Annotated in this window: 23 protein-coding genes; 13 read left to right on the forward strand and 10 right to left on the reverse strand. The window is 65.5% G+C overall.

Annotated elements, in window-relative coordinates; translation table 11 throughout:
• Positions 1-6: 6 nt before the first annotated feature.
• From ABQY74_RS08300 to can, 5 genes are all read right to left on the reverse strand, one after another.
• Positions 7-1374: an NAD(P)/FAD-dependent oxidoreductase gene (locus ABQY74_RS08300; RefSeq protein ID WP_349793691.1), complete on the reverse strand. Its 1368-nt coding sequence runs from the start codon at positions 1372-1374 to the stop codon at positions 7-9.
• A gap of 172 nt (positions 1375-1546) precedes the next feature.
• Positions 1547-2818, reverse strand: coding sequence for a kynureninase (kynU, locus tag ABQY74_RS08305; protein ID WP_039520603.1), 1272 nt, complete (start codon positions 2816-2818; stop codon positions 1547-1549).
• Positions 2819-2852: 34 nt separating this feature from the next.
• The gene (locus tag ABQY74_RS08310; RefSeq protein WP_349793689.1) at positions 2853-4994 is read right to left on the reverse strand and encodes an FUSC family protein; all 2142 of its coding nucleotides are present in this window, start codon (positions 4992-4994) and stop codon (positions 2853-2855) included.
• Positions 4995-5192: 198 nt separating this feature from the next.
• Complete coding sequence (locus ABQY74_RS08315; RefSeq protein WP_024939857.1) at positions 5193-5723, reverse strand: 3-hydroxyanthranilate 3,4-dioxygenase; 531 nt, start codon at positions 5721-5723, stop codon at positions 5193-5195.
• 85 nt (positions 5724-5808) lie between these two features.
• Positions 5809-6471, reverse strand: a complete 663-nt coding sequence (gene can / locus ABQY74_RS08320; protein ID WP_016902447.1) for a carbonate dehydratase — start codon at positions 6469-6471, stop codon at positions 5809-5811.
• A 155-nt stretch (positions 6472-6626) separates the two neighbouring features.
• On the opposite strand from can, the gene ABQY74_RS08325 reads away from it, so the two are divergent.
• The 8 genes from ABQY74_RS08325 (at position 6627) to ABQY74_RS08360 (ending at position 12279) form a co-directional block, all read left to right on the forward strand.
• The gene (locus ABQY74_RS08325) at positions 6627-7163 is read left to right on the forward strand and encodes a glycoside hydrolase family 108 protein (RefSeq protein ID WP_039812660.1); all 537 of its coding nucleotides are present in this window, start codon (positions 6627-6629) and stop codon (positions 7161-7163) included.
• Positions 7164-7205: 42 nt separating this feature from the next.
• Entirely contained in the window at positions 7206-7736 is a 531-nt protein-coding gene (locus ABQY74_RS08330; protein WP_039520615.1) for a DUF2589 domain-containing protein, read from the forward strand.
• Positions 7737-7786: 50 nt separating this feature from the next.
• Positions 7787-8407, forward strand: coding sequence for a DUF2589 domain-containing protein (locus ABQY74_RS08335; RefSeq protein ID WP_039511773.1), 621 nt, complete (start codon positions 7787-7789; stop codon positions 8405-8407).
• 47 nt (positions 8408-8454) lie between these two features.
• Positions 8455-8715, forward strand: coding sequence for a hypothetical protein (locus ABQY74_RS08340; RefSeq protein WP_104570512.1), 261 nt, complete (start codon positions 8455-8457; stop codon positions 8713-8715).
• Complete coding sequence (locus ABQY74_RS08345) at positions 8716-9189, forward strand: hypothetical protein (protein ID WP_349793686.1); 474 nt, start codon at positions 8716-8718, stop codon at positions 9187-9189.
• 219 nt (positions 9190-9408) lie between these two features.
• Positions 9409-10152: a hypothetical protein gene (locus ABQY74_RS08350; RefSeq protein ID WP_349793684.1), complete on the forward strand. Its 744-nt coding sequence runs from the start codon at positions 9409-9411 to the stop codon at positions 10150-10152.
• Between the two features lie 168 nt (positions 10153-10320).
• The gene (locus tag ABQY74_RS08355) at positions 10321-11190 is read left to right on the forward strand and encodes a hypothetical protein (protein WP_349793830.1); all 870 of its coding nucleotides are present in this window, start codon (positions 10321-10323) and stop codon (positions 11188-11190) included.
• A 375-nt stretch (positions 11191-11565) separates the two neighbouring features.
• A complete protein-coding gene (locus ABQY74_RS08360; RefSeq protein WP_102584329.1) occupies positions 11566-12279 on the forward strand; it encodes a response regulator transcription factor in 714 nt (237 codons plus the stop codon).
• Positions 12280-12395: 116 nt separating this feature from the next.
• On the opposite strand, the gene ABQY74_RS08365 is transcribed toward ABQY74_RS08360, so the two are convergent.
• Genes ABQY74_RS08365 through asnS form a run of 5 tightly spaced genes read right to left on the reverse strand, consistent with a single transcriptional unit; the run spans position 12396 to position 15308 of the window.
• Positions 12396-13031 carry an FMN-binding negative transcriptional regulator gene (locus tag ABQY74_RS08365; RefSeq protein ID WP_349793682.1) on the reverse strand — a complete coding sequence of 212 codons (636 nt, stop codon included), beginning with the start codon at positions 13029-13031 and terminating at the stop codon, positions 12396-12398.
• Position 13032: 1 nt separating this feature from the next.
• On the reverse strand, positions 13033-13359 hold the full coding sequence (locus ABQY74_RS08370; protein ID WP_104554870.1) for a hypothetical protein: 327 nt from the start codon (positions 13357-13359) through the stop codon (positions 13033-13035).
• Complete coding sequence (locus tag ABQY74_RS08375; protein WP_047125582.1) at positions 13356-13661, reverse strand: hypothetical protein; 306 nt, start codon at positions 13659-13661, stop codon at positions 13356-13358. The genes ABQY74_RS08370 and ABQY74_RS08375 overlap by 4 nt, the downstream gene beginning before the upstream one ends.
• Complete coding sequence (locus ABQY74_RS08380) at positions 13658-13912, reverse strand: hypothetical protein (RefSeq protein WP_024939853.1); 255 nt, start codon at positions 13910-13912, stop codon at positions 13658-13660. The genes ABQY74_RS08375 and ABQY74_RS08380 overlap by 4 nt, the downstream gene beginning before the upstream one ends.
• A 1-nt stretch (position 13913) precedes the next feature.
• A complete protein-coding gene (gene asnS / locus ABQY74_RS08385; RefSeq protein WP_039511777.1) occupies positions 13914-15308 on the reverse strand; it encodes an asparagine--tRNA ligase in 1395 nt (464 codons plus the stop codon).
• Between the two features lie 206 nt (positions 15309-15514).
• Between asnS and ABQY74_RS08390 the strand changes: the two genes are divergently transcribed.
• The 5 genes from ABQY74_RS08390 to smc all read left to right on the forward strand — a co-directional run bounded on the left by ABQY74_RS08390 (position 15515) and on the right by smc (position 21342).
• A complete protein-coding gene (locus ABQY74_RS08390) occupies positions 15515-15853 on the forward strand; it encodes an iron-sulfur cluster assembly accessory protein (protein ID WP_016904198.1) in 339 nt (112 codons plus the stop codon).
• Between the two features lie 418 nt (positions 15854-16271).
• Positions 16272-16706, forward strand: coding sequence for a 30S ribosomal protein S6 (rpsF, locus tag ABQY74_RS08395; RefSeq protein WP_006451585.1), 435 nt, complete (start codon positions 16272-16274; stop codon positions 16704-16706).
• Between the two features lie 11 nt (positions 16707-16717).
• Complete coding sequence (rpsR, locus tag ABQY74_RS08400) at positions 16718-16948, forward strand: 30S ribosomal protein S18 (RefSeq protein ID WP_005991243.1); 231 nt, start codon at positions 16718-16720, stop codon at positions 16946-16948.
• Positions 16949-17181: 233 nt separating this feature from the next.
• Positions 17182-17631, forward strand: a complete 450-nt coding sequence (gene rplI, locus ABQY74_RS08405) for a 50S ribosomal protein L9 (protein WP_016904199.1) — start codon at positions 17182-17184, stop codon at positions 17629-17631.
• Positions 17632-17838: 207 nt separating this feature from the next.
• Positions 17839-21342, forward strand: a complete 3504-nt coding sequence (gene smc, locus ABQY74_RS08410) for a chromosome segregation protein SMC (protein WP_349793679.1) — start codon at positions 17839-17841, stop codon at positions 21340-21342.
• Positions 21343-21397 lie beyond the last annotated feature (55 nt).

Here is a 21397-nt window from a genome sequence, read left to right on the forward strand (position 1 = left end):
AGTGGATCAGTGCGCGCCTTCCAGCGGCTGCAGGCGCGCATGCACGACCGCTTCCAGCGCGGCCCAGTCGATGCGCGACAGGTCGCTATGCCCGCGCGTGGCCTCGACCAGGATCTGGCGCTGGATCTCGCTGCGTGCCAGGGCGATCGAGTAGCGCGTGCGCAGGAAGGTCACCATCGTGTAATGCGGCACGAAACGGGTGGGCCAGCGCGCCTGCAGTTGCTGTTCGAGCGCGCGTTGCAGCAGGAAGTCGGGATCGTCGACGCGGTCACGCATTTCCAGGTAATTCTCCAGCGCCATCTGCTGGATCGCTGCGGCGTCGTCACGGCGTGCGGCCTGGAACGCGGCAAACGCAGTTTCCAGATCCTCGTGCGCATCCAGCTGCTCTGCCAGCGCCACGCAATCTTCGAACGCGCAGTTCATGCCCTGGCCGTGGAACGGCACCATCGCGTGCGCGGCGTCGCCGATCAGCAGTGCGCGGCCGCCCAGATGCCAGCGGTCCAGGGTGAGGGTGCCGAGCAGGCCGGGCGGATGTTCTTCCCAATGCTCCTTGAGTTGCGGGATCAGCGGCAGAGCATCGGGAAAATCACGCGCGAACAGGGCCAGCGCTTCGTCGCCGGTACGCGTGGTGGCAAAGCTGGGCTCGCCGGCGTTGGGCAGGAATAGCGTGACGGTGAAGGTGCCGCCGTCGTTGGGCAGCGCGATGCACATGTAGCGCCCGCGCGGCCAGATGTGCAGCGCATTGCCTTCGATGCGGAAACCGCCACCGGGCAACGGCGGAATTTCCAGCTCCTTGTAGGAGTGATCGAGGAATTCGGTGCGCTCGCCCAGCGGCGACTTGCGCTGCATCGCCGCGCGCAACGCCGAGCCAGCGCCATCGCTGCCGATCAGGCTCTGGAAGTGGATTTCGTGCGGCTGGTCGTCGCGGTCGTCGATGAAGCGCGCATAGCCGGCATCGAAGTCCACCGTGTGCAGGCGCCGATAGAAATGCACGCGTGCGCCGGCGCGCTCGGCCAGATTCAGCAGCGCGACGTTCAACGCGGCGCGGTGGATCGACCAGATCACTTCGCTGTCGTCGCGCCCGTAGCGTTGCAGCTGCGGTTCGCCGGTCAACGGATGCACCATGCGCCCGCGCATCATCACCGCCTTGGCCATCACCGGGTCTTCGGCACCGGCCTGGCGCAGCGCATGGCGGCCGCGCTCGGCCAGCGCCAGGTTGATCGAGCGACCGGACTCGTAGCCCTTGATGCGCGGATCGCCGCGGCGCTCGTAGACGGTGACCTGCCAGCCGCGGCGCGACAACAGGATGGCCAGCAGGCAACCGGCCAGGCCAGCGCCGATCAATGTCAGGGAACGGGGAGAGACTGCGCTCAATGCGGTATCCGGCAGCGGCCGGACGCAAGTGCCGGCGAAGGGGGAGAACGGGGATGGCTGGCAACGGCACCAGCTGCGATCAGCCAGGTGCGGGTTCGGAGTTTACGTGCGCGTGTGCCGGTTCCGGCCCACGCACCGATCTGGTCGATGGCACAGTCCGTGCCGCGTGTGCTCAGGCGCTGGCCCAGGTCTCCACCTGTTCGACCAACCGATGCAGATCGCTGAAGCGGTTGTACAGCGGCACCGGTGCGATGCGGATCACGTCCGGTTCGCGCCAGTCGCCGAGCACGCCGACCGACTGCAGGTACTCGAACAGCGAGCGCCCCTGCGCGCGGCCACCGGCCACCCGCAACGACAGCTGGCAGCCGCGTTGCGCCGGCGCGGCCGGGGTGACGATCTGCAGCACCTGCGGCACGCGGGCGTGGATCAGCTGTTCCAGGTGCCCGGTGAGTTGTTCGGACTTGGCGCGCAGCGCCGGCATGCCGGCCTGATCGAACAGCTCCAGCGAGGCACGCAGCGGCGCCAGCGCCAGCACCGGCGGATTGCTCAGCTGCCAGCCTTCGGCGCCAGGCGAGGGCACGAACTGCGGCTCCATGCGGAAGCGGCTCTGCTGCTCATGTCCCCACCAACCCGCCATGCGCGGCAGGTCGCTGTTGGCATGGCGTGCGTGCACGAAACAGCCACCCACCGCGCCGGGGCCGGCGTTGAGATATTTGTAGTGGCACCACACCGCGAAATCCGCGCCGTCGTCGTGCAGCGTCAGCGCGATATTGCCGACCGCATGCGCCAGGTCGAAACCCACCATCGCGCCCTGCGCGCGTGCCAGCCGCGCGATTTCGCCCAGCTCGAAGGCCTGGCCGGTGCGGTACTGGATGCCGGGCCACAGCACTAGCGCCAGCCGCGGACCGTGCCGTGCAATGGCATCGGCGATCGCCGCCATCGATACCGTGCCATTGGGTTGGTCGGCTTCCACTTCGATCAGCTGCGTGGCCGGATCCAGCCCATGCAGGCGCAGTTGCGATTCCACCGCATGGCGGTCGGACGGGAACGCGCCGGCTTCGATCAGGATGGCGCCCCGCTCGGGCGTGGGCCGGTAGAAGCTGGCCATCATCAGATGCAGGTTGACGCTCAGCGTGTTCATCGCGACCACTTCGCCGGGCTGCGCGCCGACCACGCGCGCCAGGCCATCGCGCACCAGCTGGTGATAGGTCAGCCACTGGGTGGGACCGGTGAAGTGGCCTTCCACCGCGAGCGCACCCCACTGGTCGAGCACTTCGGCCACCATCGCGCGCGCGCCGCGCGGCTGCAGGCCCAGCGAATTGCCGACGAAATAGGTCTGGTCCTGGCCGGCATGCTGCGGGAACACGAAGTCATCGCGCAGGTGGCGCAGCGGGTCGGCGGCGTCCAGGGCAACGGCATGGGCGCGGGACAGCAGGTCGGTCATGATCACGGCTCGCAACGCAGGTCAGTGACGCAGTTTACCCGCCGGCACCGTGTGCGCCGTCATGCGCGGCCGCTGGCTCGGCTGCAGCGCTGGTCGAGGCTGGCCGGGCAGGGCGCAGTAGATGCGTCAAGGTGCCGATACTGTCGGTGATGCGGTCGATGGTGTCGGCCAGTGCGGCGGTGGCGGGCGAGCCGTCGGGCAGCGCTGCTAGCGCATCGGACAGCTGGCGCTCGGCGCTGCGCAAGGTGGCCGCGGCGGGAATGCCGCCGTCGACCAGGCAGGCGATCAGCTCGGACAACGCCTGGTCGGCCTGTTGCGCGAAGGCGGGCAGCGCTTCCAGCGCAGGCAGGGGATGGCCGTCGCGCAGCACCGCCTCCAGCGACAGGGTGGCGCCGATCAGCCGGTTGCCGTTGGCCAGCAACGATTCGGCGAGTTTGAGCTCGTGCAGATTGCGCCGGCTGCGTGGCTCGCCGCGCAGGCGTTCGATCGAGGCCTGCGCGTTGGTGCGCGCCACGCGTGCGGCAGCGCGGGTGTCGCCCAGATCCTCCATCCTGCCGAGCAGGAGATTGCGGAGGTGATCGCGGTAGGCGCTCAGCAGCTGCGCCAGCGAGGCGCGGATATGCCGGCGCTCGCGCGTGGGCCACACCGCGTAGGCGATCAACGCCCAGGCGCTGCCGGCGACCGTGGCCTGCAGACGCGCACCGATGGCCTCGCCCGGTGCCACGCCTTCGAAGGACAGCAGCAGCACCAGCATACCGGTCAGAAACGCCACGCCGATGCCGTAATTCACCTGCGTCAGCAGGCGAAAGCCCAGGCAGAACAGCGCCAGCAACGCCAGGCGGACGCTGGCGCCGTCCATCGCCAGGTGCGCCAGCAAGGTCGCCACCAGCAGTCCGACGAAGGTGCCGGCCACGCGCAAGGCGCCGAAGCTGAAAGTGCCGCCGAAATCCGGCTTGAGCACGATGGCGGTGGTCATCGGAATCCAGAAGCCGTGCGGGATCTGCTGCCAGCGCTGGAAGGCGATCGCCAGCGCCAGGCACACGCCGCAGCGCAAGGCATGCCGGAAGGCCACCGAGGACAGATCCAGGTTCGCGCGCAGCGTGGCCCAGGTCGCCGCGGGCCTGAGTGCCGCCGGCAGGCGCGCTTCGGCCAGCTGCGCCTGGATCTCGCCACGGCTGCTGGCCCAATGCGCGTTGCGGATCAGGGCGCGCAGCTGGCCGCCCAGGCCTTGCGCGCGCGCCACCGCCACCCGCACCAGCCGCCGCTCGCGGGTATCGGCGTTGTCGTGCTGGAACTGCGCCAGTGCGGCGACCAGATCGTCGAAGCCGGTCATCGAGGCATTGGCGGCGAGCGGGTCTTCGCCCACCGTCATCGCATGCGCGAGCTGTTCCAGCACGATGGCGCTGCGTTCGAGCACGCGCTCGATCGCCGGGCGCGCCTGCGAGTCGGTCAGGCGGGTATCGACATCGGCCAGCGACAGCAGCTCCAGGCGCACGCGCTCGCACAGCTCGGCGATGATGCGGAAGCTCTGCACGGCGATCGCACGCGAGCGATGCTCGCCATGCAGCATCACCATCGCATCGAGCACTTCCTGGGTGGCCGGTGGCGGGGCGCTGGCTTCCGGACGCTGGCGTGCGATGCCGGCCAGTTGACGCATCAGGTCGGCCAGCGCGAAGCGCTCCGGGCGATAGCGTTGCAATGGCCAGGCCGCCAGTGCCAGCACCACCTGGAGCAGGCCGCCGGCGAAGATCAACGCCGCCACGCCCGCGGCCTGCTGCACCGGCAGGCGCATGTCGGCGCTGACCACCAGCAGGATCATGCTGGTCAGCCCCACCCGCGCTGCCACCGGGCCCAGTGCCACCAGCAAGCCGCCGCCAAGGCCGAGCAGCAACCCGGCGATCACTAATGCCGGCGTGTTGTGGCCGACCCAGATGCCGAGCAACGCGGCCAGGCCCGCTGCCAGCGCGGCCATCAGCATGCGTTGCAGACGCGCGCGATACGGGCCGGGCTGGTCGGTGAACATGGTGTTGAGCGCGCCGGTACACACGGCCAGACCGGCGGCGACATGCCCGGTGGCCACGCCGACCGCCAGCGGCAGCACCACCGCGGCGGTGTTGCGCAGCGCCACGCGCAATGGCACGTCGCGCGGCTTGAGGTCGATCAGCGTGCGCAGCATGGCATGGGGTTCAACGCGGACGCACGGCGCGGCTGCGACGCGTGCACACGCCCGACACACGGCGCGCTGCGCACAGCTGCATCGTCATTGCGTTGCGCGGCATTGCGTGGCGCGGCGGCGCGCCGATGGCCGCCGCCGAGCGAACGCGCTCGAAGACCTGTGCGACGCGTGCCTGGAATTGCCTCGGCCATCGCCCACTCATGCCTCGACAGTGGCATAGCGCTCCGGCGCAGGGTGCAGATGCCCGCACTGGCTGCAGGTGCGCAGCGCGAGCGAACGGTAGAAATGATCGAACACCGGCGGAAAATCGGTTTCGATGTCCTGCAGCGGAAACATCGCCTCGTACAGTTTGTGATTGCACTGCGGGCAATACCACTGCAGGCCGTCCTGCTCGTTGGGCAAGCGTTCGCGTTCGATCACCAGGCCGATCGAGCCGGCCGCGCGTTGCGGCGAATGCGGCACTTTCGGCGGCAGCAGGAAGATCTCGCCGGCGCGGATCGGGATGTCGCGTGCCACGCCTTCGTCCTGCACCTTCAGCACCATCTCGCCTTCGAGCTGGAAGAACCACTCCGGGCCTTCGTCGTAGTGATAGTCGGTGCGCGCATTCGGCCCACCGACGATCATGATGATGAAGCCGTCCTGCTGGATGCATTTATTGCCCACCGGCGGCTTGAGCAGGTGGCGGTGTTGCTCGATCCAGGCTTGCAGGTTGATCGGCGGGACCAGCATCGACGTTCCTCGGCAAAGAAGACGTCCAGCATAGCCAACCGACGGCGCCTGTGGGCGCCGCGGCTGGATGGCGTGCGGGTGCGGCTCAGCGTTCGGCGTGATCGGCCTGGATGCGCGCCAGTGCGGCGTCGTAACGTTCCTGCAGCAGCTCCGGGCGGTCGATCGACATGCCCAGGTCGTGTGCACGTCCGTCGCGCAGGCTGTAGACCCAGCCATGCACCTGCAGTGCCTGGCCGCGGTCCCAGGCGTCGCGCACGATGGTGGTGCGGCAGACATTGACCACCTGCTCGAGCACGTTGAGCTCGCACAGGCGCGCGTGCTGCACCGGCAGGTCGCCCGCGTCGTGCAGGCAGGCCTCGTGCTTGTCGGCCACATCGGTGACATGGCGGATCCAGTTGTCGACCAGGCCCATGCGCTTCTGGGTCAGGCTGGCGAACACGCCGCCGCAGCCGTAATGGCCGACCACCAGGATGTGCTTGACCTTGAGCACGTCGACGGCGAACTGGATCACCGACAGGCAGTTCAGGTCGGTATGTACCACCACGTTGGCGATGTTGCGGTGGACGAACACCTCGCCCGGGGCCATGTCGATGATCTGGTTGGCCGGCACACGCGAGTCCGAGCAGCCGATCCACAGGTACTCGGGCGTCTGCTGGGTGGACAGCTTGGAGAAGAATTCCGGGTCCTCGCGGCGGATGCGCTCGGACCAGGCACGGTTGTTTTCAAGCAAATGGTTGAGCTCGTTCATGCGCGCAGTATTCCAGAAAACGCAGTGTTGGTGGCCCCTGTCGGGGACCGGGATGAATCAGCTTTCAGGCTTCGTAGTATCGGTGAAGGTCCGATGTCCCGCTATTGCACTGATGCGGAAACTGGCGCCACCGATCAATTCAACAGGTGGCGCCGATGGCTGACTTCAACATGTTTTTTCCGACCCTGCTCAAGCACGAGGGCGGCTTCGTCAACGACCCCGCCGATCCGGGCGGTGCCACCAACAAGGGCATCACGCTGCTGACCTTCAAGGCCTGCGCCCAGAACTTGCTGGGCGTGGAGCCCAGCTTGGCGAACCTGCGTGCATTGACCGATGCCCAGGCCGGGGTCATTTACAAGACGCAGTACTGGGACCGGCTACGCGCCGACCAGATCGCACTGCAGCCGTTGGCCAACATCTTGTTCGATTTCTATGTCAACGCTGGCGGCAACGCGATCAAGCTGCTGCAGACCGTGCTCAACGCCCAGACCGGCGGCGCGCTGGTGGTGGACGGACGGATGGGACCGGCGACCTTCGCCGCCCTTGCATCCAGCAATCAGCAAGACCTGTATGCACGCTACAGGGTCGGCCGCAAGGACTACTACCAGCGACTGGTCGCCGCGCGACCGGCGCTTGGCAAGTTTCTCAAGGGGTGGCTGGCACGCGTGGATAGCTTTCCCAGCGCGGTCTGAGCCGTCACCGTCCCCGCGACATCTCCGACCAACGAGCCCAACATGGCGCAAATCTCCCTCAATGATCTGATCGAAGCGCTGGCCGGGGCAGTTATCGACGCCCAGGACCGGATCGAACAGCACCAGATGGCTAACCTGGGCGCGTTCTTTGACGAGGACAACCGTCCCAGAAGCGTCCTGATCCGCTTGCCGTCGCAGCACCCGGAAGCGGGCGAGAACGACGAAGACCTGTATCGCGCACCGCTGTTGCCGCTGGTGTCGTCCAACGTCCTGCGCATCAAGGACGTAGAGATCAGCTTCGATGCACAACTCGGCGAGCTTAGCGAACTGGACGAAGCCGCGTTGCCGGCGTCGCTGGCGGTTCCCGCCGCCGTCGATGACTGGCATCCCAAGCCGCCAGCGCTGCCCGGCCAGATCGGCATCGACCTCGGCTCCAATGCAAAAAGTGCGCGGCACAGTGCGGTGCATGTCGTGTTACGCGTGGAAGGCAGCGAGCCGACCGAAGGCGTGGCACGTCTCATCAATCGCCTTGCGCAGTCGCAAGGCGTGTTCAAGACGGTCAAGGGCGATTGATCCCCGCCGTCATCGATTTTTTTTAAACAACCACTCTTCAGGAGAACACCATGAGCGATATTGTCAATATGTCCGACCAGTTCAAGGGCCTGCCGATGGCGGACCTGATCGGCGCCCCGTTGCGTGCAGCCTGCGATGCGCAGGTCATGCTGGCCCGCGCAACCGCCGACTTCATCAAGGTCATCGGTTTTCTGCCGCCGACCGACCCTGCTGCCGATCCCAACGGAAACGGCGGTACGCGGACCGCGCAGTTCAAGTTCAAACGCCCGGTCGAAGACCCCAGCGGTACCGGGATGGCCGAGGAGGAAGTCGAGATCGTCGTGCCGCTGCTGACCTTGGTCAACGTTCCCAATTTGAGCATTCAGACCGTGGACGTGACTTTCGACATGGAAGTCAAATCCTCGTTTTCGGAAAAGGAAGCCGAAGACAAGAGCCTCAAGGTGGATTTGGAGGCAAGCGTCGGCTGGGGCGTGTTCAAGGCCAAGGTCAACGTGCAGGGGTCGGTGTCCAGCCACAAGGAAAACACGCGCTCTTCCGATAACTCGGCCAAGTATCACGTCGCATTGCATGCCGAAGATCGCGGTACCCCCGAAGGGCTGTCGCGCGTGCTCGACATCCTGCAGACCGCCGCAGCGCCACGTAAAGTCACTGCGCCTGTGCCGGTGCCGTAAGCGTCTCTGTTGAGTCCTGCACCTTTCTATCACCCGAGTCGTTGCCGATGATCGATTTGTCAGAAGTGAGCTACATCAAGCGCATCGTCGTCGGCAGCGACAACCCGGCAAAGATGCAGACCGCTGAGCAGATCGAGGCCGCGCAGCATCTGCTCAATCGCTGCCTCAGCGAAGCGCCCAGGGGAACGATTCTCGGGATCGAGAAGAGCTTCACCATTGTGCAGCTGGGCGAGCATCAGGTGGTGCTGCAATGGTTGTGCTACCACGTTGGGTTCAAGCGCAAGCCGATCTGGCTGACGGAGTCGTAGATGGCACACGCGAGCTATTCCCTGGACGTCTTCGTGGAGCTGCTCGACCAGGCCGTCCGACAAGCACAACAGCGATGCCGCCAGCGCCACGCCGCACTGGTGGATGCTGCGGTGGCCGCCTGCGACATGCAGGTTCGCTGCATGCATGATGACGGAACGGCCCAGGGCGAAATGGAGACCCTGCTGTCCATTCCGGTCTGCCAATTGCGTGCGCTGCGGCTATCGCAAATCAGCGAGTTTTCGTTGACGCTGCACGTGCAAATAGAGCCGGTCACGCAGAGCGACGGCGCTCCCGGACTGGCGCTGCGTATCGCGCCGCCACGCAGCCGTACGCCAAGCCACGCGCTGAAAATCGGCTATCAAGGCAGCGAGCGTCCGCGTGGCGTGCTTTGGTTCGACGGCATCGCGCTGAAGGAATGGACGCTTCATCCGTTCGTGGACGTGCCATCTTCCGGTCCCGGAGCGGTGCCGTGAGGTTGCTGCTGTCAGAGGCCGATGCCCGCGCGCTCGCCGAGCGGCTGGGAACCGATGTGGCGGCCCTGCATGCGGATCTCTGCCGGCGGTCTCGGTGCCGGCGGCTGTCCATCTTCATCATCTGCTTGGTTGCAGTTCTGGTAGTTACTGCAGCCGGTGTGCTGAGCAGCAGCTTGATCGATCTTTCCATCCTGTCCAACTTCTTATCGGAGCTTTCTCATGTCTACCCAACCTCATCATCGACGTCACGTTCTCCGCATCACCTCAGCACTGGCCTTGGGTCTTTCGTTGACTGCAGTACAGGCCGCTCCGGCTGGTAGCATTCCGACGGGTGACTGGCGCGGAATCCTGTCCGCCAGCGGCGGTGCTGGCCCGGTGTATGTCCGCCTGAGCGGGCGCGCGGTGGGAGCCGACGGCACCCAAACGGCGGACGTGCGGTTTGGACCTCCTTTCAATTGTGCGCTGGAGCTACGAGGGCAGCCGGACGGTTACGCGCTGCTGTCTCGCAATGGCGGCAGGTTTTGCGATGCGCTCGCCGGTGGCCGCGCCCAGCTTGAGGTGACGGAGGGGGTGACGTCCGGCATGCAACTGACGCTGCCCGGCCGCGATTCGCCGTTGGTCGTTGCCTTGGATCAGAGCAGCGCAGGTTTGGCCGAAGCTGGGCGCTGGCGCGGGGCGGGCCTGATTTCCGCCCAGTTGGAGATTGTGGCGACCACAGTCCGCCCGGGAGACGTGCTGGGTCGCCTGCGCTATGGCGCCCCCCGCGACTGCCAGGTGGAATTGCGCTATGCCGGGCGTGCGGCAGGCGCGTTGAATGCCTGGATCGGCGCCAACGATAGAGGCTATTGCCGCCAGCTCAGCGATGGCCAAGCCAGCCTGCGGATCCGCGACGATGGCAGCGCAGAGCTTGCTCTTGTTGTGAAAGGTCAGCGCGATACGACGCTGTTCGAACGGATGCCCTGAGGTCGGGCTAGATGCGCGCCTGCATGTTGGGAATCACTTATGTGGAAGCGAAACAGGATGCGCGTCGGCCTGCGGCGACGCGCGGTGGCCCAGTCCGTCTCGTCGGCAGGATTCACCGGGCCGGTCTTCTCCAGCGTGCTTGAACAGCTGGAGCTCGAATGTCGGGCCATGGTGTCGTATGCGCTAAAGCAGGGGTTGGCGATGTCCCCCGATCTGTCTGGCCGGTTGGCGGAACTACGGGTGACGCCTGGCACCTCCCTGCATGGCGAAGCTGGCGCGCGCGAATTGGCCGCTCTGCACCGGCAGCTGGTTCGCGCGATCCAACCCGCAACGCCGCAAGCGGTGGTGCTGATCGAGCGGGAGCGCTTACGCGGTGGATTTTTGCGCTGGCTCGGTCCAATTCCGCTGATCCGCACCTTGACCTTAAGCTCGGTCGGCTGCCTTGCCTCAGTGGTCGGGCTGGCGATGTCCAGCCTTGTCAACGAGCAGAACATCGCGCTGGGATTTCTCGACTCCTCAGGCAGCACGCTGGGCTGGAATGTGATGTTCATCCTGGCCTGTGCCGGGCTTGGCGCAGCGTTTTCCGCCCTGTTCCAGGCCCATCGTTACGTCGCCGACGCGACGTACGATCCGCGATTCGATTCTTCCTATGCCGCGCGCATGATTCTGGGCCTCATCGCCGGTCTGATCTTGGTGGAGTTGCTGCCGGAGGATCTGTTCGCCGAAAGTAGCCTGGGCGCGTTCGGAAAACCCGCATTGGCGATGATGGGTGGATTTTCGGCAAGTGCCGTCTATCGCCTGCTGCAACGCATGGTCGATGTCATGGAAACGGTCGTACGCGGCGATTCCAGCCAACACGCCGCTGCAGCGATCCAGTCTCAGCGCGCATCGGTCGAGTCCGAAGGTATCCGCGCGCGTGGCGAACTTGCCGCAGGTCTGCTGGACCTGCAGCGCGAGTTGGAAGCGGACCCGCGTCTGGATCAGGTGCGTCAGCAACTGACCGGCCTTGCCAGGCAGATGATGTCCGGCGACTCGTAATCTTTCGCGGTTGAGCTGCAGCTAGAACCGCGTTCGTTTTTTATCGGCAGTCTCATGCAGAAACGATGTCTGGCACAGCGTGCCGAGCATCAGGTGGCGGTGCGTGTTGGTCCGGAGCGGCACAGTCCGCTTCGGCTCCGGTGCAACGTGCGTAACACACCCCAGGCAAACCTACCCGTCATTGCGTCGCACCGACATCTACACCGTTGTGCAAACCAGCATTCGACGGTCGCCAAATCAGTCCAGAACCGATGGTGCCGAGATGAGCGTATGACAAGCTCGCTCAAGTGCTCCTGCCGAGCATCTGTCGATTCGCTGCAGCGCGCCGCTTGAATGCCGCTGCACATCGCGGTCCCCATTCGTGTAACCGAGGGAATGATGAAGACACGTATCGTCGTCGCTGCTGATCGCACCATCCTCGTGGAAGGCATGGTCGCTTTGCTGCAAAAGGTTCCGGGTTTCGAAGTGGTGGGGCATGCCGAAGACGGACTGGCGTGTCTGCAGATCGCTGCCAGAGAGCAGCCGGATATCGTCCTGGTGGATGTCCTGCTCCCTGGCCTCAATGGCATCGATCTGACGCGACGTTTGATTCAACGCAGTCCCGGCAGCCGGGCAATCTGCATTGCTCCGTCCGATGCCTGCATGCGTGCCAGCGCGGTCTTCGAAGCTGGCGCAAAAGCCTATCTGGCGCGAACCAGTACCTTCGCCGAGTTGCTGCGTGCGATTCAACTCGTTGGTCAGGATCAGATCTATATCAGTCCGCAGATGTCGCGTTCGTTGATCGCAGGACTACGTCGAGCCGCCAAAGACGATTCTGCGTATACCCGGCTGACCTCACGTGAGCGCGAAATCGTGCAGCTCTACTCCGAAGGCCTGTCGACCAGGCAGATCGCCACGCGCTTGCACTTGAGCGTGAAAACGGTGGGCACGCATCGCGAAAACTGCATGTTGAAACTCAATATTCAAAGCATTGCCCAGCTCACCCGTTATGCAATCGCGCAAGGACTTTCTCCGCTTGATCCTGCATCCGGCTGTGGCAGCGATCCCTCGGAGGCGCTTGTGCCGCAGCGATCGCGCCAGGCCGGCTGAGTTGCACTAGCCTTCGGGGAAATAGGGTGCCAGGCACGCCGGCGTCGGCCGACAATGTGGCCGACGCGTCCCAATCCTGTGGTGATCCGTCTTTCCAATGCGCAACTGAGGCCGTCTCAGCGCGTCGTATCGGCATTCATTGCCGCCTGCATCAACGCTGCGATCGCGTTCGAGGCTTGGTCGGGTTGCTGCGCCAGGAACTGGCTGATGCTGCGCTGATTGGCGGCGGGGTGGTTCTGGCTGAGCTTGAAGGTCAGCTCGATGCGGCTGGGAACGAAGCGGAAGCCAACCAGGCCGCGTAACTGGCGGCGGTGGCTGTCGCGTTCCATCTCGAACAGCCAGTCACTGCCGACACTTTGTTCGAAGTGGGTGCTCATGCGGCCGATCAGCTCGCCCAGCGCCGCCTCATCGCTCACCTGCTCGCAGCGTCCATGCAGATGCGCCACGGCGTAGTTCCAGGTCGGCACGCGTGCGGCCGCTTCCTTGTCCGGATACGAGCTCGGCGACACATAGGCATGCGGGCCCTGCACCACCAGTACCGCGTCGCCGGGGCTGCGTGCCTGCGGATTGGGGCGCGCCCAGTGGCCTTCGATGACCACGGATTGCGCATCGCGTCGGTACAGCACCGGCAGATGCGAGATCGCCGGCTGTCCGTCCTCGCCCTGGCTGATCAGGGTAACGAACGGGTCGCGCGCGATCAGCCAGTCCAGCAGTGCCAGATCGGTCTGCGCGAATGCGCGCGGGGCGTACATGTCAGGCGCGACCGCCCAGGGTCAGCACCATGCGTTCGCGCAGGTCGGCATCGTCGTTGCCACGCGGCGGCGACACTTCGTTGAGCGAGAAACCACGCATCAGCGCGTCTTCTTCGTCCAGCCCGTCGAGTGCGACGAATTCGGCATCGAACAAGGCCGCGCGGGCGCTGTCCTCGCTGTCGTAGGGCAGGATCTTGCCGTCGCTGTCCAGGACTTCGGCGGTACCGGCCTGCTTGACGCGCAGGCGTGCCCAGATCAGCGTGCGGCCGATCGTGGCCAGCCACCACGAATCGTGGTCGTCATGTGCGGTGTCTTGCGGTGTATTCATGGCATTACCTTGGAAAGCAGGCCGAGCAGGGCTGCCATGCCCAGGCCGAAGAAGATGGTCAGCAGCGACAGCCAAGCCGGCGTGGCCAGGCCGGACAGCGCACTGTCGCGATGGCTGCGGTAGCGCCGCGCCAGCAACCAGCGCAGCGCCGCAGGACTGATGAAGGCCGGCTCGCCGAAGCTGGCCAGCGCCTCTGGATGACGGTCGCGCAGGTGCACCAGCGTCAGCGGCCAGAAGATCAGCAAGGCGGTGAGGCCGGCAACCGCCACACCGACAAAACACAATGCGAAGAACAGGGTCATGTGCCCGCCAGCATCAGTGCGAGTTGGGGAAGTGCTGCGCCGATCACCAGCGCAGTGATGGTCCACCATAACGGACGCACGGCGTGGATGATCGCCCTGCGTGCCGTATCACCCTGCCACCATGCGCTGGCACCTGGATGTGCGGCTGCCAGCTGCGCCAGCCGGACGCCGCGCACCCCGGCGATGCCGGCGCCCAGCAACGCCGCCGCGAAGGCCAGCAACTGCAGCGTGGCGGCGGCCAGCAGGCTCACATCAGAACTCGGCGCTGCCCGGCGCGCGCGGGTAGGGGATGGCGTCGCGGATGTTGCTCAGCCCGCACACGTAGACCACCAGGCGCTCGAACCCCAAGCCGAAGCCGGCATGCGGCACCGAGCCGTAGCGGCGGAAATCGCGGTACCAGCTGTAGTGCTCCTGGTCCAGGCCGAACTGCGCCATGCGTGCATCCAGCACATCCAGGCGCTCTTCGCGCTGGCTGCCGCCGATGATCTCGCCGATGCCCGGCGCCAGCACGTCCATCGCCGCGACGGTCTTGCCGTCGTCGTTCAGGCGCATGTAGAAGGCCTTGATGTGCTCGGGGTAGTTGGTTACCACCACCGGGCGGCCGATGTGTTCTTCGGTCAGCCAGCGCTCGTGCTCGGTCTGCAGGTCCAGGCCCCATTCGACCGGGAAGTCGAACTTCTTACCCGAGTTCTGCAGCAGCTTCACCGCCTCGGTGTAGTCGATCTGCTCGAACGGGGCATTGATGAAGGCCTCGAGTTTGGCGATCGCGTTCTTGTCCACGCGCTCGGCCAGGAATGCCAGATCGTCGCCACGCTCATCGAGCACCGCACGGAACAGGTACTTGAGGAACTGCTCGGCCAGGCGCGCGTCTTCGGCCAGATCGGCAAAGGCGATTTCCGGCTCGATCATCCAGAATTCGGCCAGATGGCGCGTGGTGTGGCTGTTCTCGGCGCGGAAGGTCGGGCCGAAGGTGTAGACCTTGCTCAGCGCCAGGCAGTAGGCCTCCACGTTGAGCTGGCCGGACACGGTCAGGAAGGTTTCCTTGCCGAAGAAGTCGCGGCTGAAATCCACCGCGCCGCTGGCATCGCGCGGCAGGTTGACCATGTCCAGCGTGGAGACGCGGAACATCTGCCCGGCGCCTTCGGCGTCGGAGGTGGTGATGATCGGGGTGCTGATCCAGTTGAAGCCGTTCTGGTGGAAGAAGCGGTGCACCGCCTGCGCCAGGCAGTTGCGGATGCGGGTGACCGCGCCGAACAGGTTGGTGCGCGGGCGCAGGTGCGCCACTTCGCGCAGGAACTCCGGCGACATCGGCTTGGGCTGGATCGGGTAGGTCAGCGGGTCTTCGACCCAGCCGACGATCTCCACGCCGCTGGCCTGGATCTCGAACGACTGACCCTTGCCCTGCGACTTCACCAGCACGCCCTTGGCGATCAGCGAGCAACCGCTGGTCAGGCGCTTGATCTCGTCGAAGTTGGGCAGGGTGTCGTTGGCCACCACCTGGATCGGAGCGAAGCACGAGCCATCGGTCACGTTGATGAAGGCCAGTCCGGCAGATCCGCGCAGCGTGCGCACCCACCCCCGTACCGTGACTTCGCCGCCTTCCGGGAGCTTTCCCGCAAGCGCATGTTCAACGCTGACCACCGTCATGACTTGTCCTCGCCGTAGCGACTTTGAATGGTCTGCGAGTTTACTGGCTGCGGGCGCGCTGGCGCGAGCATCTGAACCGCTTGCGGGTGGTTGCGCTTGTCCAAGGCCGGACATGGCCCCATCTAAGGAACACGGCGTCGCAGCGGGTGCAGCCCCGGTGATTGCAGCCTCGCTATACTTGCCACCATCGTTTCCGGAGCACCCCCATGGCCATCAGCCTCACCCCCGCCGCGCTGGAGCGCGTGCAGCGTTTCGTGCAGCAGACCCCGGGGACGCTGGGTCTGCGCTTTGGCGTGACCAAGACCGGTTGCTCGGGCTGGGGCCATGTCACCGACCTGGCGCGCGAGAAACGCGACGACGACGCGGTGTTCGAGCAGGAGGGCGTGCGCATCTTCGTCGACCCGGTCAGCCTACCGCTGGTCGATGGCACCTGCATCGATTTCGGCAAGCACGGCCTGAGTGAGACCTTCACCTTCCGCAATCCCAACGCGACTGCCGAGTGCGGCTGCGGGGAGAGCTTTACGACCGAAGCCGAGCATCGCTGAGCCGGCCGGCGCGCATTATCCCTTCTCCCACCGGGAGAAGGTGCCCGGAGGGCGGATGAGGGGACGGGCGAAGCCTCGCGCGGTTAGGCGTCACCAGTGGCTTCGCCGCGGACCCTCACCCCAACCCCCGCGCCCCGGCCCGCGCTTGCGGCGCGGGCGTTCCAAGGCACGCGCGCCAGTGGCGCGCAAGCGGTGCCTTATCGCCCCGGCGGGAGAGGGGCTTAAGCAGTCACCACGTAGATGTTACGTTCCTAGGCTCAGCCGCTGGCTCGGCCCAGTTGCGGCTAAGCGCTTGAACTGCCATACTTTCCTGCTTCCTGCCCGGTTCCGGGTGGGAATCCTTGCTCCACCGGCCGCCTTGCGCGGGTCACCGGGGAGCTGTCCGGCCCACGTGGCCACATCCGAAAGGTAATACAACATGAGTCGTCATTACGAAGTCGTGTTCCTGGTCCACCCGGATCAGAGCGAGCAGGTCCCGGCCATGATCGAGCGCTACAAGTCGCTGATCGAGGGCGGTAACGGCACCATCCACCGTCTGGAAGACTGGGGCCGCCGCCAGCTGGCCTACCCGATCCAGAACCTGGTGAAGGCGCACTACGTGCTGCTCAACATCGAAGTCGACCAGGCCGTGCTGAGCGAGCTGGTGGAAAGCTTCCGCTTCAACGATGCGGTGCTGCGTCACCTGGTCGTCAAGCGCGACGGCCCGGACACCGAGCAGTCGCTGATCATGAAGAGCAAGGACGAGAAGGGCGACAAGCCCGAGCGTAGCGAGCGTCGTCGTCGTGATGACGATGAGGGCGATGCTGCACCTGCCGCCACCGATACCGACGGCGACAACGCCGAAGCCGCTTAAGGAGCGCTGTCATGTCCAAGTTCTTCCGTCGTCGCAAGTTCTGCAAGTTCACCGCCGAGGGCGTGAAAGAGATCGATTACAAGGATCTCAACACCCTGCGTCAGTACCTCACCGAGAACGGCAAGATCGTGCCGAGCCGCGTGACCGGTACCAAGTCCAAGTACCAGCGTCAGCTGGCCACGGCTGTCAAGCGCTCGCGTTTCCTGGCGCTGATCCCGTACACGGACAATCACGACGTTTAATCCGAGTCGTTGATGTGAGTTCCTCACAAGAGCCCGCACGGTTGTATGTGAGTCCCTCACAAAAGCCCGCACATCCATGTGCGGGTTACTAAAATATAGAGGCCGGTCATTCGAGATGCGGTGTTGATCGTGCTCTTGCGATTCCCAAATCCCGATTCCCGAATCCCGTCTTTTCGGACAGCAAACGTTGCGTCGGCCAAAGCGCCGGCGCTAACGAATAACGGAGCACCACCATGGATCTGATTCTTCTGCAGAAAGTGACCAACCTCGGCGGCCTGGGCGACAAGGTCAGCGTCAAGCCGGGTTACGGCCGCAACTTCCTCGTGCCGCAGGGCAAGGCCGTTCCGGCCACCGCTGCCAACGTCGAAGCGTTTGAAGCCAAGCGTGCCGATTACGAAGCCAAGGCCAACACCATCCTGGCCGATGCACAGAGCCGCGCCGGCAAGTTCGAAGGCGCCAGCGTCACCATCGGCGCGCATGCGTCGACCGAAGGCAAGCTGTACGGCTCGGTCGGTCCGCGCGACATCGCCGAGGCGTTCACCGCCGCCGGCCTGCCGCTGGAAAAGAGCGAAGTGATCCTGGGCGAAGGCGCATTCCGCAATGTCGGCGAGTACGACGTTGTGCTGCACCTGCACGCCGATGTGGAAACCTCGGTCAAGGTCATCGTCGAATCCGACGCCTGATCCACGCTGCATGCTGTACCCGAAGGGCGCCTGGTTAGGCGCCCTTCGTCTTTCTGCGGCCACGCCAGCGATGCCAGGGCCGCTATACTCATGCTCCATTGCCGGTTCCACGGCCCATAGATCTTGTGGATCAAGGGCTTAGGGGCGGCTTCACAGGAAAAAGCGCCTGCCGGCCTCGCCCGTGCGGTGCCCGGAACCTTCAGTCCCATGCGCCTGTCCACGATCAAACTGTCCGGTTTCAAGTCGTTCGTCGACCCGACCACGTTGCACCTGCCCACCAACATGACCGGCATCGTCGGTCCCAACGGCTGCGGCAAGTCCAACATCATCGATGCGGTGCGCTGGGTGATGGGCGAAAGTTCGGCCAGCCGCCTGCGTGGCGACTCGCTGACCGACGTGATCTTCTCCGGCTCCTCGGCGCGCAAGCCGGTGTCGCAGGCGACGGTGGAGCTGATCTTCGACAACTCCGATCACACCATCAGCGGCGAGTTCGCCTCGTTCAACGAGATCTCGGTCAAGCGCCTGGTCAGCCGCGACGGCAACAGCGCCTACTACCTCAACGGCACCAAGTGCCGGCGCCGCGACATCACCGACCTGTTCCTGGGCACCGGCCTGGGGCCGCGCAGCTACTCGATCATCGAGCAGGGCATGATCAGCCAGATCATCGAGGCGCGCCCGGAAGACCTGCGCGTGTATCTGGAAGAAGCCGCCGGCATTTCCAAGTACAAGGAGCGCCGCAAGGAAACCGAAACGCGCATCCGGCATACCCGCGAGAACCTCGATCGCCTGGGCGACCTGCGCGAAGAGATCACCAAGCAACTGGCGCATCTGCAGCGCCAGGCGCGCCAGGCCGAGCAGTATCAGGCCTTGCAGGAAGAGCGCCGGATCAAGGACGCCGAGTGGAAGGCGCTGGAATACCGCGGCCTGGATGGCCGGCTGCAGGGGCTGCGCGAAAAACTGAATCAGGAAGAGACCCGGCTGCAGCAATTGATCGCCGAACAGCGCGATGCCGAGGCGCGGATCGAAACCGGGCGCGCGCGTCGCGAGGAAGCCGCCGAAGCGGTGGCCAAGGCGCAGGCCGATGTCTATCAGGTCGGTGGCGCACTGGCGCGCATCGAGCAGCAGATCCAGCATCAGCGCGAACTCTCGCATCGCCTGCACAAGGCGCGCGATGAGGCGCAGAGCCAGTTGCAGGAGCTGACCCAGCACATCAGCGGCGATTCGGCCAGGCTGGCGGTGTTGCGCGAGGCGGTGGACGCTGCCGAACCGCAACTGGAACAGCTGCGCGAAGACCACGAATTCCGCCAGGAGTCGCTACGCGAGGCCGAAGCGCGTCTGGCCGACTGGCAGCAGCGTTGGGAAACCCATAACCGGGACACCGGCGAAGCCTCGCGTGCCGGCGAAGTGGAGCGCACGCGCGTCGATTATCTCGATCGCCAGTCGCTGGAGGCCGAGCGCCGCCGCGAAGCGCTGGTCAACGAGCGCGCCGGGCTGGACCTGGATGCGCTGGCCGAGGCGTTCGAGCAGATCGAGCTGCGCCACGAAACCCAGAAGACCTCGCTGGACGGGCTGACCGAGCAGGTCGAAGCGCGCAAGCACGCGCTCGGCGGGCTGCAGGAACAACAGCGTGCCAGCCAGGGCGAACTGGCCGACGTGCGCAAGCAGGCGCAGGCCGCGCGTGGCCGGCTGTCATCGCTGGAAACCCTGCAGCAGGCCGCACTCGGCCAGGAGCAGGGCGCCGCAGTGGCGTGGCTGAAGTCGCGCGGGCTGGATTCTGCCGCACGTGTCGGCGAGCGCATCACGGTCGAAAGCGGTTGGGAAAACGCGGTGGAAGGCGCGTTGGGGCAGTTGATCGAAGGCGTGCTGGTGGATGCGCCGGAACAACTGGTCGATGCGCTGGGCGAATTGGGCGAGGGCCGCATCGCGCTGGTGTCCGGTGCCAGCGACAACGCGAGCTTCGCGCCGACCTCGCTGGCGGCCAAGGTGCAGGGGCCAATCGCGATCCGTCGCCTGCTCGCGCGCCTGCACGCGGCCGAGGATCTGAAGGCCGCGCGCACGCTGCAGCGCAGCCTGCCCGAAGGTGATTCGGTCATCACCCGCAGCGGCGAGCGGCTGGGCGAGGGTTGGGTGCGGGTGTCGCGCTCCGGTGCCGCCAAGCAGGGCGCCTTGCTGCGCGAGCGCGAGATTCAGGAGCTGCGTGCGCAGATCGAAACGCTGCAGGAGCGCGAGGCCGAACTCGAGCAGCGCCTGGGCAGCTTCCGCGAGCAATTGCTGGCGGCCGAGCAGCAACGCGAAGATGCGCAGCGCCAGTTGTACATGGCGCACCGCAGTGTGTCCGAGCTGGCCGGCCAGCTGCAGAGCCAGCAGGGCAAGGTCGATGCCGCGCGCACGCGCATCGAACGCATCGAAAACGAATTGTCGCAGCTGCTGGAAACGCTGGACACCAGCCGCGAGCAGGCACGCGAGGCACGCGCTAAGCTCGAAGACGCGGTGACCCTGATGGGCGACCTGCAAGGCACCCGCGAGGCGCTGGAGAACGAACGCCGTCAGCTCACCGATGCACGCGATCAGGCCCGCGATGCCGCACGTGGCGTGCGCGATGCGATGCATGCATTGGCACTGACGCTGGAATCGCAACGTACCCAGATCACCTCGCTGAGCCAGACGCTGGAACGCATGGACAGCCAGCGCGGCCAGCTCGATACGCGCCTGGAGGACCTGGTCGCCCAGCTCAGCGACGGCGACTCGCCGGTGGAAACGCTGGAGCACGAGCACCAGGCCGCGTTGAGCGAGCGTGTACGCACCGAGCGCGTGCTGAGCGAAGCGCGCACCATGCTGGAGAGCATCGATGGCGAACTGCGCAGCTACGAACAAACCCGTCAGCAGCGCGACGAACAGGCACTGGGCCAGCGCGAGCGCATCTCGCAGCGCAAGCTCGATCAGCAGGCGCTGGTGCTCAGCGCAGAGCAATTGGAGGCCGCCGTGGTGAAAGCCGGCTTCGTGCTCGAGGACGTCGTCAATGGATTGCCGGAAGCCGCGAACGTGGCCGAGTGGGAGGCGGCGGTCGGCCAGATCGACGGCCGCATGCGGCGGCTGGAACCGGTCAACCTGGCCGCGATCCAGGAGTACGGCGAAGCGGCGCAGCGTTCGGAATATCTGGACGCGCAGAATCTGGATCTCAACACCGCACTGGAGACGCTGGAAGAGGCGATCCGCAAGATCGACCGCGAGACCCGCGGCCGCTTCAAGGACACCTTCGACCGGGTCAATTCCGGCGTCCAGGCGCTGTATCCGCGCCTGTTCGGCGGTGGCCACGCGTATCTGGAGCTCACCGGCGAAGACCTGCTCGACACCGGCGTGACCATCATGGCGCGCCCGCCGGGCAAGCGCGTGTCCAGCATCTCGCTGCTGTCCGGTGGCGAGAAGGCGATGACCGCGGTGGCGCTGGTGTTTGCGATCTTCCAGCTCAATCCCGCGCCGTTCTGCCTGCTCGACGAGGTGGACGCGCCGCTGGACGAAGCCAATGTTGGCCGCCTGGCCAACATGGTGCGGGAAATGAGCGAGAAGGTGCAGTTCCTGTTCGTCAGCCACAACAAGGCGACGATGGAGGCTGCGCGCCAGCTCTCCGGCGTGACCATGCGTGAGCCGGGCGTCAGTCGCCTGGTCAGCGTGGACCTGGAAGAGGCCGCACGTTTGGCGGGTGCGGCATGACGTGCCATGCTTGTCGGAATATCGACACCTGTCACTCTTATGCGGAGGCACGCTG

The sequence above is a fragment of the Xanthomonas sp. WHRI 7064 genome, assembly GCF_040202355.2.
In the GTDB taxonomy this organism is placed as follows: Bacteria; Pseudomonadota; Gammaproteobacteria; order Xanthomonadales; family Xanthomonadaceae; genus Xanthomonas; species Xanthomonas arboricola.